Genomic DNA, 22,893 nt, shown 5'->3' on the forward strand with positions numbered 1-22,893 from the left:
GCGCCGCACGGCAGGGGCGGGAGGGTCAGGCGGCCTTGCCCGCCTTCAGTGCGGCGAGCCTCGCCTCGATCTCCGAGGTCTTGCCGAGGTCGTCCAGGGACTCGAACTGGGCGTCCAGGGAGGAAGCCGCCAGTTCCTGCTTGCCCATCGCCATGGCCTCCTCGCGGCGGACCTTCTCCTCGAAGCGGTTCAGGTCGCTCGTCGGGTCCATGACGTCGATGTTCTTCACCGCGTCCAGCATGGTGTTCTGTGCCTGGGCCGTCTTGGCGCGGGCCACCAGCTCGTCGCGTTTGGCCTGGAGCTCCGTCAGCTTGTTCTTCATCGAGTCCAGCCCGGCCTTGAGCTTGTCGACGACCTCGGTCTGCGCGGCGATCGTCGGCTCCGCCGTCGCCGCCTCCTTCTCCGACTGCATCTGGCGGCCCAGCGCGACCTTCGCCAGGTTGTCGAACTTGTCCGCGTCCGCCGCGGCTCCGGACGTGCGCAGCTCGTCGGCCTTCCGGCTCGCCGCGAGGGCCTTGCCGCCCCATTCCCCGGCCGCCTCCACGTCCTCCTTGTGGTCCGCCTCCAGCAACCGCAGGTTGCCGATGGTGGTGGCGACGGCCTGCTCCGCCTCCGCGATGTTGTTCGTGTAGTCGCGGATCAGCTGGTCCAGCATCTTCTGCGGGTCCTCCGCCTGGTCCAGCAGCGCGTTGATGTTGGCCTTGGCGAGCTGGGTGACACGGCCGAGGACGGTCTGCTTGCTCATGGTCGATCTCCCTGGGGTGAGTACGGGTGGGGGTGCTCTGGAGGTGCTCTTGGGGCCCCGCGGGTGCCCCGGGGTTTCAGAAGCGGCCGCCGCCGCCCATCCGGCCGCGCGTGCCGCCGCCGCCGAAGGAGCCCGGGCCGCTGCCCCCACCGCCTCCGCCGCCGCCCCTGCTGAAGCCGCCCCCGCCGAAGCCGCCGCCGAAGCCGCCGCCGAAGCCGCCCCCGCCCCGGAGGATCTCGCCGAGGATGATCCCGCCGAGCACCGCGCCGCCCTGGCCGCCGCCGGTGCGCCGGCCGCCGTAGGGGTCCTGGTACGCCCGTACGTCCTGCTCCGCGAGCTGCTGCGCCTGCCGCGCCAGCGAGTCCGCCTGCTGCGCCTCCGCGAGCGCGCCCGGCGGGTCCGTCGCCGCCAGGGCCGACGACCGCTCCAGGTGCCGCTGCGCCTCGGCCAGCCGGGTGCGGGCCTGGCTGCCGACCGCTCCCCGGCTGGTGGTGACGTAGTCCGTCGCCGCGCCGATCGCGCTGCGGGCCGAGAGCAGGGCCTGGTCGAGGAGGGCTGCCGCCCGCTGCCGGCCCGTCTCGCGCTCGCGCGCCCCCGCCAGGGCCTCGTCCAGGGCCGCGTCGGCCTCCTCGACCCGGCGCAGGGCGTCGATCGGGTCGTACCGGCCGGCCGTCTGCTCCTGCCGTACGTCGGCCAGGACCGCCTCCGCCCGGCTGATCCGGCCGCGCAGGTCCGCCGTCGAGGTGCCCTCCGCGGTGCCGGTCAGCAGCCCGCGGGCGTCCGCGAGGTCCGTGTCCGTCTCGTTCAGCGCGCCGGTCAGCTTCCCGGCCGCCTCCGCCAGTTCCTGCGCCCGCCGCTCCACCGCGTCGACCAGGGTCGCGGCCTGGTCCACCGCGCCCTCGGCGGCCCGGACGTGCACGGCCGCCTTCCCGTTGTCCCCGCCGTCGATCGCGGCCCGGGCCTCGCCCAGGTTGCTCGTCGCGAACAGCAGTCGGTCCTCGGCCTGTTCGGGGTTGGAGGCCACCGGCGCCGACGCCGAGTCCGCGTACCGCCCGGCCAGCGCGGTCAGCGTCGCCTGCGCCGTCGTCGTACGGCCCGTCAGGGACCGGAAGTGCGCCTCGACCGTGGCGAGGGCCTGCGGGGCGTTCTTCTCCAGGTCCCGCAGCCGGTCGAAGTCGGCCGACTCGGCGTCGAGCCGCCGGTTCGCCTCGGTGCAGCGGGCCACGATCTCGTCCAGCATCCGCCGCCGGGTGGCGTCGTCCTCCGGGTACGCGTCGTCGAGCTGCTGGCGCAGCCGGAACGCGGCCGTCAGCTCGCCCTTCGCGTACGCCACCGCCTCGGTGAAGGTCGCGATCGCCTCGTCGCCGAACTGGGCGGAGGCGAAGCCGAGTTCCTCGGTGCTGGTGCGGATCGCGTCGTCGGTCTCCACCAGCAGCGCCTTGGCCCTGGCGTCCAGCTCGGGCAGCGGGAGCGGGGCCGGCGCCCCACCCGGCTCGCCCCAGCCCGTGGTGCCCCTGCCCCTCTCGCCCCTGCGCTTGCGGCGGGTGTACGCGTACACCCCGAGGGCGCCGGCCGCGCCGACCGCGACCACCGGGAGGACGAAGTCCCCGGCGCCGCTCTCGCCGCCCGCCCCGCCGCCGGGATCGGCCTCGCCGGGGGTGATGGCGGGCACGGGCACCGGCTGCCCGCCGAGCACGGCGTCGTACCCGTCGGCCGCGCCGATCGCGGCGCCCGCCCAGTCGTTCTGCTTCAGCGCGGGCTCGATGGCCGTCTGCGCGACGGCCGCGAGCTGGTCGCTGGTGAAACCGGAGTCCACATCGGCCGAATAGGCGTACTGCCGGGCGCCGGTCCCGACGGCCAGCAGGACGTCGTTCTGGCCGAGGCCGTTCTTCTGCGCGGTCGCGTCGGCCCAGCCCTGCGCGGAGCGGCCGGAGAAGTCCCGTACGTACGCCACGAACAGCTGGACCTTCCGGTCGACGTACAGCTTGTCCAGCGCGGCGGCGACGGCGGCCTTGCGGTCGCCCAGCGCCCCCACGCGGTCGGTGATCTGCCCCTGCTGCGACAGGGTGACCGGATCGTCGGCCCGCGCGGACGGCGCCCCGGCCGCGCCCCAGCCGCCGAGCGCCAGCAGCGCGGCGGCCAGGGCGAGCCCGGCCCGTGCGGACCGAACGGATATCCCGGCGGTGGTCAGTCTCTTCGGCCTGCTTCTCGGCGGAATCACATTTGGGAGCGTATGGGCGGTTCTACGCCCCCGCACCCGGAGATCGCCCCCGCCGGGTCGCCCGTCAGGGCACCGTGATGGCCGTCAGCAGCACGTCGGGGAGGACCACGTGGTCCCCGATCAGAACCGCCCCGCCGTCGCCGGAGGCCGGGTACTGCCAGCGAGGTCTGCCCGTCGCCAGGTCCAGCGCCGCGACGAACGGCTCGGCGACCTTGCCGAGGAGCCCGCGCCGGCCCGGGCGCGCGGCCCTCACGTACAGCCCGCCCGGCCGGACACCGAGGAGTTCGAGGGCGCAGTCCGGCCCGTCGCGCCGGATCAGCGGGCGCTTCCAGCGCGCCTCGCCCGTCTCCGCGTCCAGCGCGAACACCGTGTCCCATCCCTGTTCCGGGCGGTACGCGGCCACGTACACCGTGTCGTGCCACGCCAGCACCCGCGCCGCCGGGGTGCCGATCTGCACGTGCCACAGCTCCCGGCCGGTCGACTGCTCCAGGGCCCGGACGGTGTCCCCGTCCAGTACGTGCGCAAGTGGACCGGAAGACCACGCGTCCCCGCGCGCGAGGCCCGCGCCCCGGGGCCAGGACCACAGCGGCTCCCCGTCCGACAGGCGCAGCCCCTGCCGCAGCGGGCCGTCCACGAGGACCACGCACTCGCCGCCGACCGTCAGCACCCGGGCCGGATCGTGCGGAGACTCGCGCGTCCACACGGTCTTGCCCGTCGCCGCGCTCAGGGCGGTCAGCCGCTCCGGCCCGCCGTGCAGCACCATGCTCCCGGCCGGCCGCAGCAGCCGCGCGTCCGGCAGGTCCCGCCACCAGCGCACCCGCCCGTCCCGCGGATCCCGCGCCACCAGCCGCACCGCGGGGGCGGGAGCGGCACCGGCACCGGCACCGCGCCACACGGCCACGTACACCGTCCCGGCATCGGCCCGGCAGGCCACCCTCACCGGCCGACCGGGCGGCGGGGCGCCGGTGCCCTCGTCGGCGAAGGCCGTCCAGCGGGTCGCCCCCACGTCGGCCCGTACGCAGCCCACCTCGACCCTCGACCGCCACACCACCCCGTCCCCGGCGGCGTACAGGGCGTCCGGCCGGTCACCGCTGCGCCAGGCGTGTGCGCCCGGTGCGCCCGTGACCCAGGCGGGCCGCCGGACCCGGGACTCGGCGCTCTCCACGACCGCCGCACCGTGCGGCGGCGGGCTCCCCGGGTCGGCCGCCGCCTCGGGCAGCCACGGCGCAGTGCCCGAGGCCGCGCACTCCCGGGCGATCCGGGCCAGCGCCCCGGCCCGCTGCGCCGCGTCGGGCAGGCTCCTGGCCCGCTCGGCGTGCTCCCGCGCCCGCGCCGGGTCCAGCGGCGGCCGGGTCCCCCGCTCGACGGCCGCCCGGGCCGCCGCGACCGAGGCCAGCGCGTGGTCGGCCTTCTCGTCGCCCGCCGCCTCCAGCCGGCCGGCGAGCAGTCCCGCGGCCCTGGCGCGCAGCCGCTCCGACTCGGCGGGCTGCCCGCGGCCGTCCAGCTGGGCCGCCTCCTCCCGCAGCCACGCGGCCCGCTCCTCCAGCACCCGGGGGAGCTCCTCCTCGGCATGCGCGAGCGCCTGCGCCGCGCCCGCGAAGTCCCCGACGGCGCTACGGTCCTGCGTGATCTGGCACAGGGCCAGCAGCCGGGCCCCCGCGGAGCCGATCCGCTCGCTGAGCCGCAGGGCGACGGACAGGTCCCGGGCGGCCAGGGCGAGCACGGTGTCGTACGTCGCGGTCGCGCGCCGACCGGCGTCCTCGATCAGCGACAACTCCTGCTCGGCCCGCCCGGGGTCGGCCACGGCGACGGCCGTGTCGATCCGGGCCCGGAGCCTGCTGCCGACGGGGCCGCCCAGGTGGTGGTACCCGGTGAGCTGCGCGGCCTGTTCCGGCGCGAGCCCGGCCAGTTCCTGCGCGACCGGGAGCAGCGCGCTGCGCCGGTCGGAGCCGAACACCGTGAACAGCGCCTGCTGCGCGTCCGTCAGCAGCCGCAGGGACCGGGCCGGGGCGTGCGGGGCGGTGTCCTTGGCCAGGGAGGTCAGCAGCCGGGCCACCCGGGCCCCGTCGCCGTCGCCGCCGGTCCAGGCGGCGAGTTCGGCGTCCGCGAGCAGTCGGCGCGCGAGGCCCGTGTCGAAGCGGGCCGCGGCGTCCGCGGCGACGGCCAGCACCTCCACGCGGGTGTTCGCGGCGGGCGGCAGGCCCTCCAGTTCCGCCTCCGCCTCCTGGAGGAGGTCCCGTACGAACTCCCGTACCGCGGCCGGTATCCCGCTGCCGCCGGTCGGCGCCGGATCGTGGGGGGCGCCGACCGCCCGCGGACCCGTACGCGGCTCCACGTCCGGCGCCGCACCGCCCGCAGCGGGCGCGCCCGACAGCGACCGCAGGGCCTTGCCGACCGCCTGCGCCGACTCGGGCCGGTCCGCCGGGTCCTTCGCGAGCAGTTCCCGCACCAGCCGCTCCAGCTCCGGGGCCACCGGCGCACCCGCCTCGCGCAGCGGGAGCGGAGCCTCCTCGATGTGCCGGCGCATCAGTACGTACGGCCCCTCGGCCTGCCCGAACGGCGGCTCCCCGGTCAGCAGCGCGTACAGCACGCCCCCCAGCGCGTACAGGTCGCACCGGGCGTCCACCCGCTCGCCCCGCCACTGCTCGGGGGCCATGTACGGGGGGCTGCCGAAGATCCGGCCGGTCACCGTCCAGCCCGCCGTCGCGTCCGAGGAGTGCGCGATGCCGAAGTCGCAGATCTTCAGCCGCCCCCCGGGCTGCAGGAAGAGATTGGCGGGCTTCAGATCCCGGTGGATGACGGCCTGCTCATGGGCGGCGGCCAGCGCCTCGGCGGTCTGCGCCGCCAGCTCGACCGCGACGTCCTGCGGCAGCCCGCCCGCCGCCCGTGCCAGCACCGACGCCAGGTCCTCGCCCGCCAGCAGCTCCATCACGATGAAGAGCCGCCCGTCCTGCTGCCCCACGTCGTGCACCACCGTGATGCCCGGGTGCTGGAGCCGCGCCCCGATGGTGGCCTCCCGTCTGAAGCGGGCGACCAACTCGTCGTTCGTGGCCGCCTCCAGCAGCACCTTGACCGCCACGGCCCGGTCCAGCGTGGTGTCGTGCGCGCGCCACACCTCGCCCATGCCGCCCTGCCCGAGCCGCCGGTCCAGCCGGTAGCGCCCGGCCAGTTGATCCCCCACCCGCACCGCGAAGCCCCCTGACATCACGTCAATGACGTATCCAGGGGGCATTGTCCACCGCGAAGTGAACTACAGGGGGTCGCTACGTCGCCGGATCTTGTTGCCCAGCCAGACGAGCGGGTCGTACTTGCGGTCCACGGCCCGCTCCTTCAGCGGGATCAGCGCATTGTCGGTGATCTTGATGCCTTCGGGGCAGACCTCGGTGCAGCACTTGGTGATGTTGCAGTAGCCCAGCCCGTGCTCCTCCTGGGCCGTGCGCTTGCGGTCCAGACCGATCGAAGCCGCCGCGTCCAGGGGGTGCATGTCCAGCTCCGCCACCCGCATCAGGAAGCGCGGACCCGCGAAGGCCGTCTTGTTCTCCTCGTGGTCGCGCACCACGTGGCAGGTGTCCTGGCACAGGAAGCACTCGATGCACTTCCTGAACTCCTGCGAGCGGTCCACGTCCACCTGCTGCATCCGGTACTCGCCCGGAGCCACCCCCGCCGGGGGCACGAAGGCGGGGACCTCCCGGGCCTTCTGGTAGTTGAACGACACGTCCGTGACCAGGTCCCGTACGACCGGGAAGGCGCGCAGCGGCGTGACGGTGATCGTCTCGGCCCGGTCGAAGGTGGACATGCGCGTCATGCACATCAGCCGCGGCCGGCCGTTGACCTCCGCGCTGCACGAACCGCACTTGCCCGCCTTGCAGTTCCAGCGCACCGCGAGGTCCGAGGCCTGGGTGGCCTGGAGCCGGTGGACGATGTCCAGGACCACCTCGCCGTCGTGCACCTCGACGGTGAAGTCCCGCAGTTCCCCGCCCTCCGCGTCGCCCCGCCAGATCCGGAACGCGGCATCGTAGGTAGTCACTCGTAGAGCTCCTCTTCGGCGAGGTACTTGACCAGCTCTTCCTTCTCGAAGAGCGCGAGCAGGTCGGGTCGGATGGGGTCGGTACGGACCCGGGTCAGCTCGATCCGGTCGGCTGCCGGGTCCGCGGGCGCCGGGTCGACCGGCCGGCACAGCAGGTTCACCGGGCGCCAGGACCGCTCCATCGACGGGCAGTCCTCCCGGGTGTGGCCGCCCCGGCTCTCGGTGCGCTCCAGGGCCGCGCGGGCCACGCACTCGCTGACCAGCAGCATGTTCCGCAGGTCCAGCGCCAGGTGCCAGCCGGGGTTGAACTGCCGGTGCCCCTCGACCCCGGCCCGGGAGGCCCGCCGGCGCAGGGTCGCGAGCTTCTCCAGCGCCTCGGCCATCTCGCCCTCGCGGCGGATGATCCCGACGAGGTCGTTCATGGTCGTCTGGAGTTCCTGGTGGAGGCTGTACGGGTTCTCCGCGCCCTCGGCCGCGTGGAAGGGGGCCAGCGCCTCCGCCGCCGCCTCGTCCACCAGGGACTGGTCCACCGGGTTGCGGGCGGTGTCCGAGGCCGCGTACTGCGCCGCGTGCAGCCCGGCCCGGCGGCCGAAGACCAGCAGGTCGGAGAGGGAGTTGCCGCCGAGGCGGTTCGAGCCGTGCATGCCGCCCGCGACCTCGCCCGCGGCGAACAGCCCCGGGACCCCGACCGTGGCGGCGGTGTCCGAGTCGACCGCGATGCCGCCCATGACGTAGTGGCAGGTCGGGCCCACCTCCATCGGCTCGGCGGTGATGTCCACGTCCGCCAGCTCCTTGAACTGGTGGTACATGGAGGGCAGCCGCCGCTTGATCCGCTCCGCCGGCATCCGGGTGGACACGTCCAGGAACACCCCGCCGTGCGGGGAGCCGCGCCCGGCCTTGACCTCGGAGTTGATCGCGCGGGCCACCTCGTCGCGGGGGAGCAGCTCGGGCGGGCGCCGGTTGTGGTCCGGGTCCTCGTACCAGCGGTCGCCCTCCTCCTCCGACTCGGCGTACTTCTCCTTGAAGACGTCCGGCACGTAGTCGAACATGAACCGCTTGCCCTCGCTGTTGCGCAGCACCCCGCCGTCGCCGCGCACCGACTCGGTGACGAGGATGCCCTTCACGGAGGGCGGCCAGACCATGCCGGTCGGGTGGAACTGCACGAACTCCATGTTCAGCAGGGGAGCGCCCGCGAGCAGCGCGAGCGCGTGGCCGTCGCCCGTGTACTCCCACGAGTTGGACGTCGTCTTGAAGGACTTCCCGATCCCGCCCGTGGCCAGTACGACGGCGGGGGCCTCCAGGACGAAGAACCGGCCGGACTCGCGCTCGTAGCAGAAGGCCCCCGAGACCCTCTGGCCGTCCTGCGGGCCGCGGTCCTTCAGAACCCTCGTGACCGTGCACTCCTGGAAGACCTTGAGCCGGGCCTCGTAGTCCCCGTACTCCTTGAAGTCCTCCTGCTGGAGCTGGACGATCTTCTGCTGGAGCGTGCGGATCAGCTCCAGGCCGGTCCGGTCGCCGACGTGCGCGAGGCGCGGGTACTCGTGCCCGCCGAAGTTGCGCTGGGAGATCTTCCCGTCGGGCGTGCGGTCGAAGAGCGCGCCCCAGGTCTCCAGCTCCCAGACCCGGTCCGGGGCCTCCTTGGCGTGCAGCTCGGCCATCCGCCACTGGTTGAGGAACTTCCCGCCGCGCATGGTGTCGCGGAAGTGCACCTGCCAGTTGTCGCCCTCGTTGACGTTGCCCATGGAGGCGGCGATCCCGCCCTCCGCCATCACCGTGTGGGCCTTGCCGAAGAGGGACTTGCAGATCACGGCCGTACGGGCGCCCCGCTCCCGGGCCTCGATCGCGGCCCGCAGGCCGGCGCCGCCCGCGCCGACGACGACCACGTCCCACTGCTGCCGTTCCACTTGAGCCATCTCAGAAGATCCTCGGGTCGGTGAAGGCGCCGCTCGCCAGCAGGTACACGTACAGATCGCACAGGGCGACGCTGATCAGCGAGGCCCAGGCCAGCAGCATGTGGCGGGAGTTGAGCCGGCTGACCCAGCCCCACAGCCGGTAGCGCACCGGGTGCTTGGAGAAGTGCTTCAGGCGGCCGCCCATGATGTGCCGGCAGGAGTGGCAGGACAGCGTGTACGCCCAGATCAGCACGATGTTGGTGACGAACAGCAGGGTGCCGAGGCCCATGTGGCCCCACTCGTACCGGTCGTTGCGGAAGGTCAGCACGGTGTCGTAGGTGAGGATGCCCGCGACCGGCAGCGCCGCGTAGAAGAAGTACCGGTGCATGTTCTGGAAGATCAGCGGGAAGCGGGTCTCACCGGTGTACGAGGAGTGCGGCTCGGCGACCGCGCAGGCCGGCGGCGAGGCCCAGAAGCCCCGGTAGTAGGCCTTGCGGTAGTAGTAGCAGGTCAGCCGGAAGCCGAGCGGGAAGATCAGGATCAGCAGGGCGGGGGACAGGCCCCACCAGCTGCCGAACAGGTCGAGGTTCGGTCCGCCGCGCATCGTCTCGCAGTTCTCCGCGAGACACGGCGAGTAGAAGGGCGAGACGTACGGGGCGGCGTAGTAGTCGGCGTTCGCGAAGGCCCGCCAGGTCGAGTAGACGATGAAGGCGAGCAGGCCGGCAGCGGTGCCGGCGGGGGCCAGCCACCACCTGTCGGTCCGCAGGTGCCGGGCCGCGATGGCGGCCCGGGAGGCGTCGTGGACGCCCGCGGGCCGCTGCCGGGGCCGGTTGGAGGGTGGCAAGTCCGTGCCTGTGGCCAAGAGGGACTCCGGGTGGAGTGATGAGGGGTGGACCGGGAGACCCCGCCGCGGACGGCGGGGCCTGACGGGCCTGATGGGGGTTGTTCGGTCGGGTTACGGGTTACGGGTGCCGGTTCCGGTGCCGGGGGGTACGGGGCGTGCGGCCGGCCGTGCCGCCCGGGTCAGGGGGCGCGGCGGTCGCGGGCGCCGAGGCCCTCGTCGTCGGAGTCCGTCCACAGCGAGCTGTCGTACGGGGTGTCCGGCACCGTCACCATCCGGGACGGATCCGGCGCGGCCGCCGGCGGCTTCTGCCGTTCGGCCCGCTGTTCCAGCTGCTCGACCTTGCGCGTCAGCTCGTCCAGGTTGCGCCGTACGGCACTCAGATCGTCTTGCAGGGACATGATTTGCCCTCACTTCCGCAGGTGCGGTGGCAACGCTCATGTGCGCCTGCGAGTGTCGCGCTTCCCGTCCCCGGTTGTGAAGGGACGTGCAGCAATTGCGGGCGCGCAGGCGTGAATCGTGCGCCCCTCCCTGCACCCCATTCTCATCCCTCTCCCGGGGGAACGCCCGCTCGTGGCGCAAGCGGGATTGGTCCGCACGGGTGGGGTTCGCGGCGTGGCGCGGGGCCGCTGCGAGGGGTGCGGCGGGGCGTCGATTTCAGTGGGTTTCCGCACCCAGTGTGATCAGCTCCATATACCGCCGAACGTGATCAAACTCCCCCTTTGTCCTGCCCCGGAGGTACCACCCATGTCCCAGAGAAGGCGCAGGTCCTTGGCGCTCCTCACCTCGGGAGTCCTCGCACTGCCGCTGCTCGCGGGCTGCGGTGCGGGCGAAGAGGAGGGCGGCCCGGCCGCCGCGGGCCAGGACATCGCGACGACGGTCCGCGAGAAGGTCGCCGACGGCGGCGTGGTGCGCTGGGCCGTGGACACCCTCCCGGACACCCTGAACACCTTCCAGGCCGACGCGGACGCCGCCACCACCAAGATCGCCGGGGCGGTGCTGCCCCAGCTGTTCGTGCTCGACGCCAAGGGGCGGCCGGTGGCCAATCCCGACTACCTGGAGAAGGCGGAGGTCGCCGAGCGGGAGCCCAAGCAGGTCGTCGTGTACAAGCTGAACCAGCAGGCGGTGTGGAGCGACGGCCGCGAGATCGGCGCGGCCGACTTCGTGGCGCAGTGGCGGGCCCTGAACGGCAAGGACTCGGCGTACTGGACGGCGCGCAACGCCGGATACGACCGGATCGAGAAGATCGAGCGGGGCAAGACGGACCTGGAGGTCAAGGTCACCTTCGTCAAGCCGTACGCCGACTGGCGCTCCCTCTTCAGCCCGCTCTACCCCAAGCAGGTCACCGGCACCCCGGACGCCTTCAACGAGGGGGCGCGCGGCACCCTCAAGGTCACCGCCGGGCCCTTCGGCCTCGGGGCCATCGACAAGAAGACCGGTACCGCGGCCCTGACCCGCAACCCCCGCTGGTGGGGCCAGCCGGCCAAGCTGGACACCCTGATCCTGACGGCGGTGCCCCGGGCCGAACGGGCGGCCGCGCTGGCGGCCGGGAAGGTGGACCTGGCGGAGATCGACCGCTCGGGCGCCGACCGGATCGCACTGGCCCACCGGGACGCCGCCCCGGGGAGCGGCTCGCACGGCCCGGCCGCCTCCGTGACGGCGGCGCAGGCCACGCTGTCCTGGGCGCGCGCCTTCGGCGCGGACGAGGCGCTGGCCAAGACGGAGCAGGAGACCCGGCAGAAGAACGCCGAGGCGGTGAAGAAGTACGCCGACGAGCAGAAGGCCCTGCGCGCCTTCACCGTGCGCAAGTCCCTGGAGCCGGCCTACACGCAGCTCGCCATGAACGGGGCCTCCGGGCCGCTCGCCGACGAGCGGGTGCGCCGGGCGGTGGCCCGGGCGCTGGACCGCCGGGCGCTGGCCGAGATCGTACTGAAGCCCCTGGGCCTGCCCGCCAAGCCCGTCGGCAGCCACGTGGCGCTGGCCGGGCAGCGGGCGTACGCCGACAACAGCGACGCCCTCGGCGGCCAGGACACCCAGGCGGCCCAGGCGCTGCTCGCGGACGCGGGCTGGCGCCGGGGCGGCAAGCTCACGGAGCCGGCCGGCGCGAAGGCGGGCCCGGAGGGCGAGGAGGCGACGGACGACTCGAAGACCCCGGCGGGGCCGGGCACGGGCAACGACGGCCTGTACATCGTCGGCCAGGACGACAAGCCGCCGGCGAAGCCGGGCGCCAAGCCCGCCGCCGGGCCGCTCGCAGGACCCGCCGCCGGCCTGCTCGCCGCGCGGGGCGTCCGCATCGGCGACCACGAGGCCACGGAGAGCCTGGTCGGCTCGGAGCTGCCCGAGGGGTTCTACCTCCCCGACGGGGAGATCGTCGACGCGGACCGCTTCGCCCACGGCGCCCGGCCCTCCCCGGTGCTGGCCCCCGCCCCGCTGGCGGCCCAGCAGCAGGCCCTGATCCTCACCCAGGCCGAGACGGCGGCCGACGCCGCGGCGGACGGCGCCGCCGACGCGGTCGACGACGGCAAGCGCAGCCCGGCCCGCGACGGCGAAGCGGCGGCGGAGGCCTCCCCGGCCCCGGCCCCGGCCAAGCAGGCCGCCCGTACCTCGGGTTCGATGCTCGCCAAGGACGGCAAGCCGCTCACCCTGCGCTTCGTCCTGCCGGCGGGTCCCGGCTCGGAGCCGCTGCGCACGGTCGCCGAGCGGATCTCGCAGATGCTCCACAAGGTCGGGGTGAACACCGAGCTGACCAAGGTGGCCGACGAGAGCTTCTTCAAGGACCACATCGCCTCGGGCCAGTACGACCTGGCCCTCTACTCCTGGCCGGCGACCGCCTACCCCGCCACCGACGCCCGGCCGATCTTCGCCAAGCCGGAGCCGGCCGCGGACGGGTCGCTGCTCGTCGAGCAGAACTACACCCGCGTCGGCACCGACCACATCGACCAGCTGTTCGACGAGGCGGTCGGCGAGCTGGACGAGGACGAGGCCCGCGAGCTGATGCGCAAGGCCGACGCCCGGATCTGGGCCGCGGCCGGCTCCATCCCGCTCTACCAGCGTCCCGAGCTGGTCGCCGCCAAGCCCGCCCTGGCCAATGCCGGCGCCTTCGGCCTCGGCGCCCCCCGTTTCCAGGACATCGGCTGGAAGAAGCCGCCGACGGCGGCGAAGGACGCAAAGAAGAAGAAGTAGCGACAAACAGGTGCCGCGGAGATTGAGCTTCGGCGCGGAACCTCAGATGTGACTCAAGTCCCTTGCCCGCCGGATCCCCGGCGGGCAAGGTCGTGGATACCCGTTGACCCGCATGTTTCAAGGCTCTCGCACAGGCCGGGACTCCCCACCCCGTATCCGGCCGTGCTCATTCGTCCGGCCTCTTGACAGACCCCCCGGCAGGCGGTTCCCGCCACTCGACGTACGATGGGGTAAGGCCGTGGCAGGTTTTCGCCCGGTCGAGGCGCGCGTGCCAGGCCGTACGCGACGCCATCCACGATCCCGGGAGAAGCGCCGAAGTGCCCACGCGCCACGACATCCGTAACGTCGCCATCGTCGCCCACGTCGACCATGGCAAGACGACCATCGTCGATGCCATGCTCAAGCAGGCCGGTGCCTTCGCCGCCCACCAGCAGCTCGACGACCGCATGATGGACTCGAACGACCTGGAGCGTGAGAAGGGCATCACGATCCTCGCCAAGAACACGGCGGTGAAGTATCACCCCAAGGACGGCGGGGCCCCGATCACGATCAACATCATCGACACCCCCGGCCACGCCGACTTCGGTGGTGAGGTCGAGCGCGGTCTGTCGATGGTGGACGCCGTCGTTCTGCTGGTGGACGCCTCCGAGGGTCCGCTGCCCCAGACCCGCTTCGTCCTGCGCAAGGCCCTGCAGGCGAACATGCCGGTCATCCTCTGCATCAACAAGACCGACCGCCCGGACTCCCGGATCGACGAGGTCGTCAACGACACGTACGACCTCTTCCTGGACCTGGACGCCACCGAGGACCAGATCGAGTTCCCGATCGTCTACGCCTGCGGCCGTGACGGCATCGCCTCGCTGACCAAGCCCGAGGACGGCACCGTCCCCGCGGACAGCGACAGCCTGGAGCCGTTCTTCTCCACGATCCTGGAGCACGTCCCCGCCCCGGTCTACGACGACGAGGCGCCCCTCCAGGCCCACGTCACCAACCTGGACGCCGACAACTTCCTCGGCCGCATCGCGCTCCTGCGCGTCGAGCAGGGCGAGCTGCGCAAGGGCCAGACCGTCACCTGGATCAAGCGTGACGGCAGCCAGTCGAACGTCCGCATCACCGAGCTGATGATGACCGAGGCGCTCACCCGCAAGCCGGCCGAGGTGGCGGGCCCGGGCGACATCTGCGCGGTCGCCGGTATCCCCGAGATCATGATCGGCGAGACCCTGGCCGACCCGGAGAACCCGATCGCACTCCCGCTGATCTCGGTCGACGAGCCGGCGATCTCCATGACCATCGGTACGAACACCTCCCCGATGGTCGGCCGCGGCGGCACGGGCAAGGGCGCGGACGCCAAGGCCGCGGTCAAGGACCGCAAGGTCACCGCGCGCCAGGTCAAGGACCGCCTCGACCGCGAGCTGATCGGTAACGTCTCGCTCCGCGTGCTCGACACCGAGCGTCCCGACGCCTGGGAGGTCCAGGGCCGTGGTGAGCTCGCGCTCGCCATCCTGGTCGAGCAGATGCGCCGCGAGGGCTTCGAGCTGACCATCGGCAAGCCGCAGGTCGTCACGCAGGAGATCGACGGCAAGGTGCACGAGCCGGTCGAGCGCATGACGGTCGACGTCCCCGAGGAGCACATGGGCGCGGTCACGCAGCTCATGGGCGTCCGCAAGGGCCGCATGGACAACATGTCGAACCACGGCTCCGGCTGGGTCCGCATGGAGTTCGTCGTCCCGTCGCGCGGTCTCATCGGCTTCCGTACGGAGTTCCTGACGAACACCCGCGGTACGGGCATCGCCCACTCGATCCACGAGGGCCACGAGCCGTGGTTCGGCCAGCTGGTCACCCGTAACAACGGTTCGCTGGTCGCCGACCGCGCCGGTGCCGTCACCCCGTTCGCGATGATCAACCTGCAGGAGCGCGGTGTCCTGTTCACCGAGCCCGGCACCGAGGTCTACGAGGGCATGATCGTCGGTGAGAACTCGCGCTCCGACGACATGGACGTGAACATCACCAAGGAGAAGAAGCTCACCAACATGCGTGCGGCTTCCGCGGACAACACCGAGAACGTGGTGCCGCCCCGCAAGCTCTCCCTGGAGCAGTCCCTGGAGTTCTGCCGCGACGACGAGTGCGTCGAGGTGACCCCGGAGGCCGTCCGCATCCGCAAGGTCGTCCTGGACCAGAAGGAGCGCTCGCGCACCGCGTCGCGCGCCAAGTCCGCCAAGTAGCATCCGGGCCGCTCGGCGGCCTGGCTTGAATGAACAGCCCCTCCTCGTACGAAGATCGTGCGAGGAGGGGCTGTTCGCTTCTGTCAAGCGGATTGTTGCGTTCTGGTGTCCGGATACCGACCGTGACTCACCGGATGGTGAGCTAACCGTCCGTTTCGCACGTGTCTGTCTCCTATCTGTTTGTCCGGATTTCGGGTTTTCGACCTGCGGTGATGTTGTGAAAACGAGACCACTTAAGTGTGGTTTACGGTCTGGGTGTCCCCGAGGATGGCTCCATTGAGCTCGGGTCAATGGGTCACACGCTGTGGGGAGCGTCGACTCACGAGCACACACGACGGGTCCGGATTTCGCTGTCAGGGGTGTCAGCGAGGCCGGTTCCCTCACGTATCGACAGTGACTCCTGAGGAGGCAATTACCCATGCGCGGAGCAACGAGCGCCAAGTGGGTCGCGGGTGCCGTCATCGTGGCGATGGCCGCGACGGCTTGCAGCACCAGCAGTGACTCGAAGTCCGACGGCAAGGCCGGCGGCAACATCACCGTGGTGCTCGGCGAGCCGCAGCACGGTCTGGTGCCGCAGAACACCGCCGAGACCGAGGGCGCCGAGGTCCTCAACGCGGTCTTCACCGGCCTGGTCAAGTACGACAACAAGACCAACGAGCCGAAGCTTGCGGTCGCCGAGTCCATCGAGACCACGGACTCGAAGACCTGGACGATCAAGATCAAGGACGGCTACACCTTCCACAACGGTGAGAAGGTCGACGCCAAGTCCTTCGTCCGTGCCTGGAACTGGGGCGCCAACCAGGACAACGCCGCTGAGGGCCTGCCCTTCTTCGACAAGATCGAGGGCTCCGACGAGCTGGCCCCGGGCAAGGACAAGAAGCCCACGGCCACCGAGCTCAAGGGCCTGAAGATCGTCGACGAGAAGACCTTCAGCGTCACGCTGAAGAACCCCTTCTCGCAGTTCAAGACGATGCTGGGCTACACGGCGTTCTACCCGCTGCCCGCCGCCTTCGACGCCGACCCGAAGAAGTTCGGCGAGTCGCCGATCGGCAACGGCCCCTTCCAGATGGACGGCGCCTGGGAGCACAACAAGCAGATCAAGGTCAAGAAGTACGACAAGTACCCGGCCGAGGGTCGCGCCAAGCTCGACGGCGTCACCTTCAAGGTGTACGACAACCTGGACACGGCGTACAACGACCTGCGCGCCGACACCATCCAGATCGTCGACAAGCTCCCCGTCTCGGCGCTGGCCACCGTCTCCCAGGAGTTCGGCGACCGCTACATCTACAAGCCCGAGTCCGGTGTCGGCTACGTCGGTCTGCCGATCTCCACCAACCCCGAGGCCTTCGGCAAGGTTGAGATCCGCAAGGCGATCTCCATGGCGATCGACCGGGAGACCATCGCCAAGACGATCTTCAACGGCACCCGCAAGCCGGCTGACGACTTCATCAGCCCGATCATCCCGGGCTACCGCAAGGGCGCCCTGGGCGACGCCGTGGTCTACAACCCGACCAAGGCCAAGGAGCTGTTCACCCAGGCGGGTGGCGTTCCGGGCAACAAGATGGAGATCGGCTACAACGCCGACGGCGGCCACAAGGAATGGATCGAGGCCGTCGCCAACCAGCTGAAGGCGAACCTCGGCATCGAGGTCACCGCCAAGCCGTTCACCAAGTTCGGTGACATGCTGGACGACCTCCAGGCGCGCAAGTACAAGGGCGCCTTCCGCATGGGCTGGTCCATGGACTACCCGGCCGCGGAGAACTACCTGCGTCCGATCTTCTCGAAGGTCGCGATCGAGAACGGCTCGAACTACGGCGGTTACGTCAACGAAGAGTTCGAGAAGCTGATGGACCAGGCCGACACGGCGACCGACGCCGCCGAGGGCCTCAAGCTGTACCAGAAGGCCGATGACGTGCTCATCAAGGACCTTCCGTACATCCCGGTCTTCTCGTACATGTCTTCTTCGGCCTACTCCAAGACCGTGAAGAACGTCGAGGTCGACGCGCAGGGCCGCATGGACCTGGCGAACGTCGAGCTCAACTAACACCCCTCTTCACTAAGGGGACACCGGGGGCGGGCAGGCGGAATCAGGTTTCCGCCGGCCTGCCCCTTCCCCCTGTTCTTCTGCTGGAGGTCTGATGGGCCGCTACCTCATCCGCCGCCTCATACAGGCAATCCCTGTACTGATCGGCGCCACGCTCCTCATTTACTGGTTGTGCTTCTTCCTGCCTGGCGACCCCATTCAGGCGCTCGCGGGCGACAAGAAGGCCGACCCGATCGTCGCGGCGATGCTGCGCGACAAGTACAACCTCGACGACCCGTTCCTGCTCCAGTACTGGAACTACTTCACGGGTCTGTTCCGGGGCGACTTCGGTGAGACCCTCCAGGGCCGCAAGGTCCTCGACCTCATCACCGAGGCCTTCCCCTACACGATCAACCTCGCCCTGATCTCGTTCGTCATCGAGGCCCTCGTCGGCGTCACGGCGGGCGTCATGGCGGCTCTACGCCGGGGCAAGTTCATCGACCAGCTCGTGCTGATCTCGACGCTGATGGTCATCTCGATCCCGGTCTTCGTCACCGGCTTCGTGCTCCAGCTGACGCTGGGCGTCCAGCTCAAGAACAGCTGGGGAATCGACTTCTTCCCCGTCTCCTTCAACGAGTCCGACGGAATCCGGGCGTACCTCCTCCCGGCATTCGTGCTCGCCTCGACCTCGCTCGCGTACGTGGCCCGACTGACCCGTACCAGCCTGATGGAGACGATGCGCGCCGACTACGTGCGCACCGCCACCGCGAAGGGCCTGCCCCGTCGCCGTGTCGTCGTGAACCACGCGCTGCGCAACGCGCTGATCCCGATCGTCACCTTCCTCGGTGCGGACCTCGGTGCCCTCATGGGCGGCGCGGTCATCACCGAGAAGATCTTCAACATCCACGGCATCGGCGGCACGCTGGCGATGTACGTCTACCAGAAGCAGGGCGTGGTCGTCGTGGGTGTCGTCACCCTCCTCGTCCTCGTGTACCTCCTTGCCAACCTGGTCGTGGACCTGCTCTACGCCGTGCTCGACCCGAGGATCCGCTATGCGTGACACGACTACGGTGGGGGACGAGTTGACCGACACCCAGACCGCCGAAGGGACCTCCTCCGCGAGCGCCGCGCCCGCCAAGGAGCCCAAGCGTGGCAAGAAGAAGGACCGCGAGGCCAGCCTCTGGTCCGACGCCCTGTACGACCTGCGCCGCAACCCGATCTTCCTGATCGGTTCGTTCCTGGTGCTGGTCATGCTGGTGCTGTCCGTCGTTCCGCAGTGGTTCACCGACGGCAGCCCCTTCGAGGGCACCGCCTGCACCCTGCAGAACTCGCTCAAGACCCCGAGCGCGGACCACTGGTTCGGCTACGACATCCAGGGCTGCGACATCTACACGCGCACCGTGTGGGCGGCCCGGAACTCGGTCATCGTCGGTATCACCACCACCACCCTGGTGATCCTCGTCGGTGGCGCCCTCGGCCTGGTGGCCGGCTGGGCGGGCGGCATCGTGGACAGCATCCTGTCCCGCTTCACCGAGATCTTCTTCGCCATCCCGCTGCTGCTCGGCGGCATGCTGATCATGTCCGGCCTCAAGGGCAACGCCTGGACCGTCTCCCTGGTCCTCGCCACCCTGGGCTGGCCGCAGATCTTCCGCATCATGCGGTCCTCGGTCCTGGCGAACAAGAACAACGACTACGTGATGGCCGCCCGCGCCCTCGGCGCCGGCACCCTGCGTATCACGACCCGCCACATCCTGCCGAACGCCGTCGCCCCCGTCATCGTGGTCGGCGCGATCAGCCTGGGTGTGTACATCTCCGCCGAAGCGGCCCTGTCGTACCTCGGTATCGGCGTCCAGCCTCCGGAGATCTCCTGGGGCCTCATGGTCAGCGACGCTTCCGTCCGCTGGCTGCAGGCTCCTCACGTGCTGCTGTTCCCGGCCGCCGCGCTGAGCATCACCGTGCTCGCGTTCATCATGGTCGGCGACGCGGTCCGCGACGCCCTCGACCCGAAGCTGCGCTGAGGAAGGGCGTACGTTGACCATCATCGACAAGACCTCGAACGTCCCCGCGCCCCGTTCGGCGCCGGAGGGGACCCCCCTGCTCGAAGTGCGCGACCTGCACGTCGAGTTCCACACCCGCGACGGTGTCGCCAAGGCCGTCAACGGAGTCTCGTACTCCGTGAACGCCGGCGAGACCCTCGCCGTCCTCGGCGAGTCCGGCTCCGGCAAGTCCGTGACGGCGCAGGCCATCATGGGCATCCTCGACATGCCCCCGGGCAGGATCCCGTCCGGCGAGATCCTCTTCCAGGGCACCGACCTGCTGAAGCTGCCGGCCGAGGAGTTCCGCAAGGTCCGCGGCCAGAAGATCGCCATGATCTTCCAGGACGCGCTCTCCTCGCTGAACCCGGTGCACACCGTGGGCGCCCAGCTCGGCGAGATGTTCCGCGTCCACCGCGGGATGTCCAAGAAGGACGCCACGGCCAAGGCCGTCGAGCTCATGGACCGCGTGAAGATCCCCGCCGCCAAGGCGCGCGTGGGTGACTACCCGCACCAGTTCTCCGGCGGTATGCGCCAGCGCATCATGATCGCCATGGCGATGGCCCTGGAGCCCGACCTGATCATCGCCGACGAGCCCACCACGGCTCTCGACGTGACGGTCCAGGCCCAGGTCATGGACCTGCTCGCGGAGCTCCAGAGCGAGATGAACATGGGTCTGATCCTGATCACCCACGACCTCGGCGTGGTCGCCGACGTCGCGGACAAGATCGCCGTCATGTACGGCGGCCGGATCGTCGAGAACGCCCCGGTCCACGAGATCTACAAGCGCCCGGCGCACCCGTACACCCGCGGTCTGCTGGACTCGATCCCGCGCCTGGACCAGAAGGGCCAGGAGCTCTACGCCATCAAGGGCCTGCCGCCCAACCTGCTGAACATCCCCTCGGGCTGCGCCTTCAACCCGCGCTGCCCGAAGGCGCAGGACATCTGCCGTACCGAGGTGCCGGTCCTGCACCCGGTGTCCGAGCAGGACGGCACCGAAATGGCCGGCCGCACCAGCGCGTGCCACTTCTGGAAGGAGCAGATCCATGGCTGAGCTCACCAAGAACGCCGTCGAGCGCGAGCCGATCCTCCAGGTCCGCAACCTGGTCAAGCACTTCCCGCTGACCCAGGGCATCCTGTTCAAGAAGCAGATCGGCGCGGTCAAGGCCGTCGACGGCGTCTCGTTCGACCTCTACCGGGGTGAGACCCTCGGCATCGTCGGCGAGTCCGGCTGTGGCAAGTCCACCGTCGCCAAGCTGCTGATGAGCCTGGAGAAGGCCACCGCCGGCGAGGTCTTCTACAAGGGCCAGGACATCACCAAGCTGTCCGGCAAGGCCCTCAAGGCCGTCCGCCGCAACATCCAGATGGTGTTCCAGGACCCGTACACCTCGCTGAACCCGCGCATGACGGTCGGCGACATCATCGGCGAGCCGTACGAGATCCACCCCGAGGTGGCCCCCAAGGGCGACCGGCGCCGCAAGGTCCAGGAGCTCCTGGACGTGGTGGGCCTGAACCCGGAGTACATCAACCGCTACCCGCACCAGTTCTCCGGCGGCCAGCGCCAGCGCATCGGCATCGCCCGCGGCCTCGCGCTCAACCCGGAGATCATCATCTGCGACGAGCCGGTCTCCGCGCTCGACGTGTCGGTGCAGGCCCAGGTCATCAACCTGATGGAGAAGCTCCAGGACGAGTTCGACCTCTCCTACGTCTTCATCGCGCACGACCTGTCGATCGTCCGGCACATCTCGGACCGCGTGGGCGTCATGTACCTCGGCAAGATGGCCGAGATCGGTACCGACGCGCAGATCTACGACCACCCGACGCACCCGTACACGCAGGCGCTGCTCTCCGCCGTCCCGGTCCCGGACCCGGACGCCCGCGAGGGCCGCGAGCGGATCATCCTGACCGGCGACGTGCCCTCCCCGGCCAACCCGCCGTCGGGCTGCCGCTTCCGCACCCGCTGCTGGAAGGCCGAGGAGCGCTGCTCCACGGAGGAGCCGCTGCTGGCGATCCCGACGCGCTTCCAGGGTGTGGACACCCTGGCCGCGCACGAGTCGGCCTGCCACTTCGCGGAGGAGAAGGCCATCCTGGCCGTCTGATCCCGCACAGCGGTACGCACTCCCGGAACGCCCGGGCCGGATCCGTCCGGCCCGGGCGTTCCGGCGTCCCCGCGCGGGGCGTCGGCGGCGTCCTGAAAAAGCCGGTTGCGGCCGCCCGGCGCCCCGGCCGAGAGTGGCCGGATGACCGAGAACCAGCGCGACCGGCGAGGCCGGCGCATCACCCTTCGCCCGGTGGACGCGGAGAACTGGCGCGCCGTCGCCGACATCGCCCCGCGCGACGACCAGCGGGAGTTCGTCGCCGCCCTGGCCGCCCGCTACCTGCTGCTCTCCGAGCGCGAGGGGGAGTGGACCTCGCTCGGCGTCTACGCGGACGACCTCGCGGTCGGCCACATCATGTGGGCCCACGACGAGGAAGAGAAGGCCCACTGGGTCGGCGGGATGGTGGTGGACGCCGCCGAGCAGGGCGCGGGCGTCGGCCGGGCCGCGCTCACCCTGCTGATGGGACGGCTCGCGGCGCTGCCCGACTGCCGGGAGATCAGGCTGTCCTACGACCGGGCCAACGGCGCGGCCGCCGCCCTGTACGCCTCCCTCGGCTTCGTCCCCACCGGGGACACCGAGGGCGAGGAGATCGTCGCGGGGTTCGTGTGCTGACCGTACGGCCCGCCGGGCCCGGGGACGCCGCGGACGTGTGCGCCCTCCTCAACGCCGTCGACGTGATCGAGATCGGCCGGCCCGAGACCGACCTGGGCACCGTCGAGGCCGACCTCCTGCACCCCGGCGTCGACCTCGCCAGCGACTCCTGGCTCGCCTTCGCCGACGGGCAGCTCGTCGCCTACGGCCTGGTCTGGGCCGACTCCGGTCCGGGCCGCGTCGACTGCGACCACTACGTACTGCCCGGCCACGACGAGGCCGCCGTCCGGCTGCTGGAGCTGATGGAGGCACGGGCCCACCAGATGAACGGCGGCGAGCGGGAAGGCCGGCTGCGGCTCCAGCTCAACGTGAAACCCACCCTGGATCTCGGCCTCCTCGCCGCCCGCGGCTACCGCACCGTGCGCCACTACCAGGTGATGACCCGGCCGCTCGACGAGACCGCCGACACCGCCCCGGCCGCGCCCCCCGGGCTCACCCTGCGCGACTGCGCCGCCGACGAGGCCGACCGGACGCGGGCCCACGCCCTGGTCGAGGAGACCTTCGCCCAGCACTTCGGCCACGTGGAGCGCCCGTACGAGACCTGGCTGGACCACATCGACGGGCGCGGTCTGGACTGGTCGCTGGTCTGGATCGCCAGCCTGCCCGGCCACGGCGACATCGGGGTCCTGCTGACCCGGGACGACCGCACCAGCATGGGATGGGTGAGCCACATCGGCGTCGCCCGGCACCTGCGCGGCCGGGGCATCGGCTCGTACCTGCTGCGCCACGCCTTCGCCGCCTACGCGGCGCGCGGCCGCGACACCCTGGGCCTCGGCGTGGACACCCACAACGAAACCGGCGCACTCGCGCTGTACGAGGCGCACGGCATGGCCGTGCACTACGCGGTCGACACCTGGGAGCTCCCTTTGCACTCGCAGGGGTGACAGGGGCTCGGCGCGCGGGTGCAATCGGTCCAACCGGGAGTGCGAAGAACCCCATATGGGGTGACATTGGCC

16 protein-coding genes are annotated in these 22,893 nt (G+C 71.2%); 9 read left to right on the plus strand and 7 right to left on the minus strand.

Annotation, left to right across the window (positions count from 1 at the left end):
- Positions 1–25: 25 nt before the first annotated feature.
- From ACZ7GJ_RS03620 to ACZ7GJ_RS03650, 7 genes are all read right to left on the minus strand, one after another.
- Positions 26–745, minus strand: a complete 720-nt coding sequence (locus ACZ7GJ_RS03620) for a PspA/IM30 family protein (RefSeq protein ID WP_470749043.1) — start codon at positions 743–745, stop codon at positions 26–28.
- A 76-nt stretch (positions 746–821) separates the two neighbouring features.
- Positions 822–2,936 (minus strand): TPM domain-containing protein, encoded by a 2,115-nt coding sequence (locus tag ACZ7GJ_RS03625; protein WP_470749630.1) that lies wholly within the window; start codon positions 2,934–2,936, stop codon positions 822–824.
- Positions 2,937–3,030: 94 nt separating this feature from the next.
- Positions 3,031–6,171 (minus strand): protein kinase domain-containing protein, encoded by a 3,141-nt coding sequence (locus tag ACZ7GJ_RS03630; RefSeq protein WP_470749045.1) that lies wholly within the window; start codon positions 6,169–6,171, stop codon positions 3,031–3,033.
- A gap of 45 nt (positions 6,172–6,216) precedes the next feature.
- Positions 6,217–6,993 carry a succinate dehydrogenase/fumarate reductase iron-sulfur subunit gene (locus ACZ7GJ_RS03635; protein ID WP_470749047.1) on the minus strand — a complete coding sequence of 259 codons (777 nt, stop codon included), beginning with the start codon at positions 6,991–6,993 and terminating at the stop codon, positions 6,217–6,219.
- The gene (locus ACZ7GJ_RS03640; protein ID WP_470749049.1) at positions 6,990–8,906 is read right to left on the minus strand and encodes a fumarate reductase/succinate dehydrogenase flavoprotein subunit; all 1,917 of its coding nucleotides are present in this window, start codon (positions 8,904–8,906) and stop codon (positions 6,990–6,992) included. Before ACZ7GJ_RS03640 ends, ACZ7GJ_RS03635 begins: the two co-directional genes overlap by 4 nt.
- Before the next feature lies 1 nt (position 8,907).
- Positions 8,908–9,747: a hypothetical protein gene (locus ACZ7GJ_RS03645; protein ID WP_470749051.1), complete on the minus strand. Its 840-nt coding sequence runs from the start codon at positions 9,745–9,747 to the stop codon at positions 8,908–8,910.
- 161 nt (positions 9,748–9,908) lie between these two features.
- Entirely contained in the window at positions 9,909–10,127 is a 219-nt protein-coding gene (locus ACZ7GJ_RS03650) for a hypothetical protein (protein WP_365918790.1), read from the minus strand.
- A 346-nt stretch (positions 10,128–10,473) separates the two neighbouring features.
- Between ACZ7GJ_RS03650 and ACZ7GJ_RS03655 the strand changes: the two genes are divergently transcribed.
- The 9 genes from ACZ7GJ_RS03655 (at position 10,474) to ACZ7GJ_RS03695 (ending at position 22,821) form a co-directional block, all read left to right on the plus strand.
- Positions 10,474–12,909, plus strand: coding sequence for an ABC transporter family substrate-binding protein (locus ACZ7GJ_RS03655; RefSeq protein ID WP_470749053.1), 2,436 nt, complete (start codon positions 10,474–10,476; stop codon positions 12,907–12,909).
- A gap of 317 nt (positions 12,910–13,226) precedes the next feature.
- Positions 13,227–15,131, plus strand: a complete 1,905-nt coding sequence (gene typA / locus ACZ7GJ_RS03660; RefSeq protein WP_470749055.1) for a translational GTPase TypA — start codon at positions 13,227–13,229, stop codon at positions 15,129–15,131.
- Positions 15,132–15,549: 418 nt separating this feature from the next.
- Positions 15,550–17,175 (plus strand): peptide ABC transporter substrate-binding protein, encoded by a 1,626-nt coding sequence (locus tag ACZ7GJ_RS03665; RefSeq protein WP_470749057.1) that lies wholly within the window; start codon positions 15,550–15,552, stop codon positions 17,173–17,175.
- 94 nt (positions 17,176–17,269) lie between these two features.
- Positions 17,270–18,214 (plus strand): ABC transporter permease, encoded by a 945-nt coding sequence (locus tag ACZ7GJ_RS03670; RefSeq protein WP_470749058.1) that lies wholly within the window; start codon positions 17,270–17,272, stop codon positions 18,212–18,214.
- Complete coding sequence (locus tag ACZ7GJ_RS03675) at positions 18,207–19,172, plus strand: ABC transporter permease (RefSeq protein WP_470749059.1); 966 nt, start codon at positions 18,207–18,209, stop codon at positions 19,170–19,172. Before ACZ7GJ_RS03670 ends, ACZ7GJ_RS03675 begins: the two co-directional genes overlap by 8 nt.
- Positions 19,173–19,185: 13 nt before the next feature.
- Positions 19,186–20,241 carry an ABC transporter ATP-binding protein gene (locus tag ACZ7GJ_RS03680; protein WP_470749061.1) on the plus strand — a complete coding sequence of 352 codons (1,056 nt, stop codon included), beginning with the start codon at positions 19,186–19,188 and terminating at the stop codon, positions 20,239–20,241.
- Positions 20,234–21,286 (plus strand): ABC transporter ATP-binding protein, encoded by a 1,053-nt coding sequence (locus ACZ7GJ_RS03685; RefSeq protein ID WP_470749063.1) that lies wholly within the window; start codon positions 20,234–20,236, stop codon positions 21,284–21,286. Before ACZ7GJ_RS03680 ends, ACZ7GJ_RS03685 begins: the two co-directional genes overlap by 8 nt.
- A 141-nt stretch (positions 21,287–21,427) precedes the next feature.
- The gene (locus ACZ7GJ_RS03690; protein ID WP_470749065.1) at positions 21,428–21,898 is read left to right on the plus strand and encodes a GNAT family N-acetyltransferase; all 471 of its coding nucleotides are present in this window, start codon (positions 21,428–21,430) and stop codon (positions 21,896–21,898) included.
- Positions 21,892–22,821, plus strand: coding sequence for a GNAT family N-acetyltransferase (locus ACZ7GJ_RS03695; protein WP_470749067.1), 930 nt, complete (start codon positions 21,892–21,894; stop codon positions 22,819–22,821). Before ACZ7GJ_RS03690 ends, ACZ7GJ_RS03695 begins: the two co-directional genes overlap by 7 nt.
- Positions 22,822–22,893: the final 72 nt, after the last annotated feature.

The organism is Streptomyces sp. NPDC037242, from assembly GCF_055604165.1.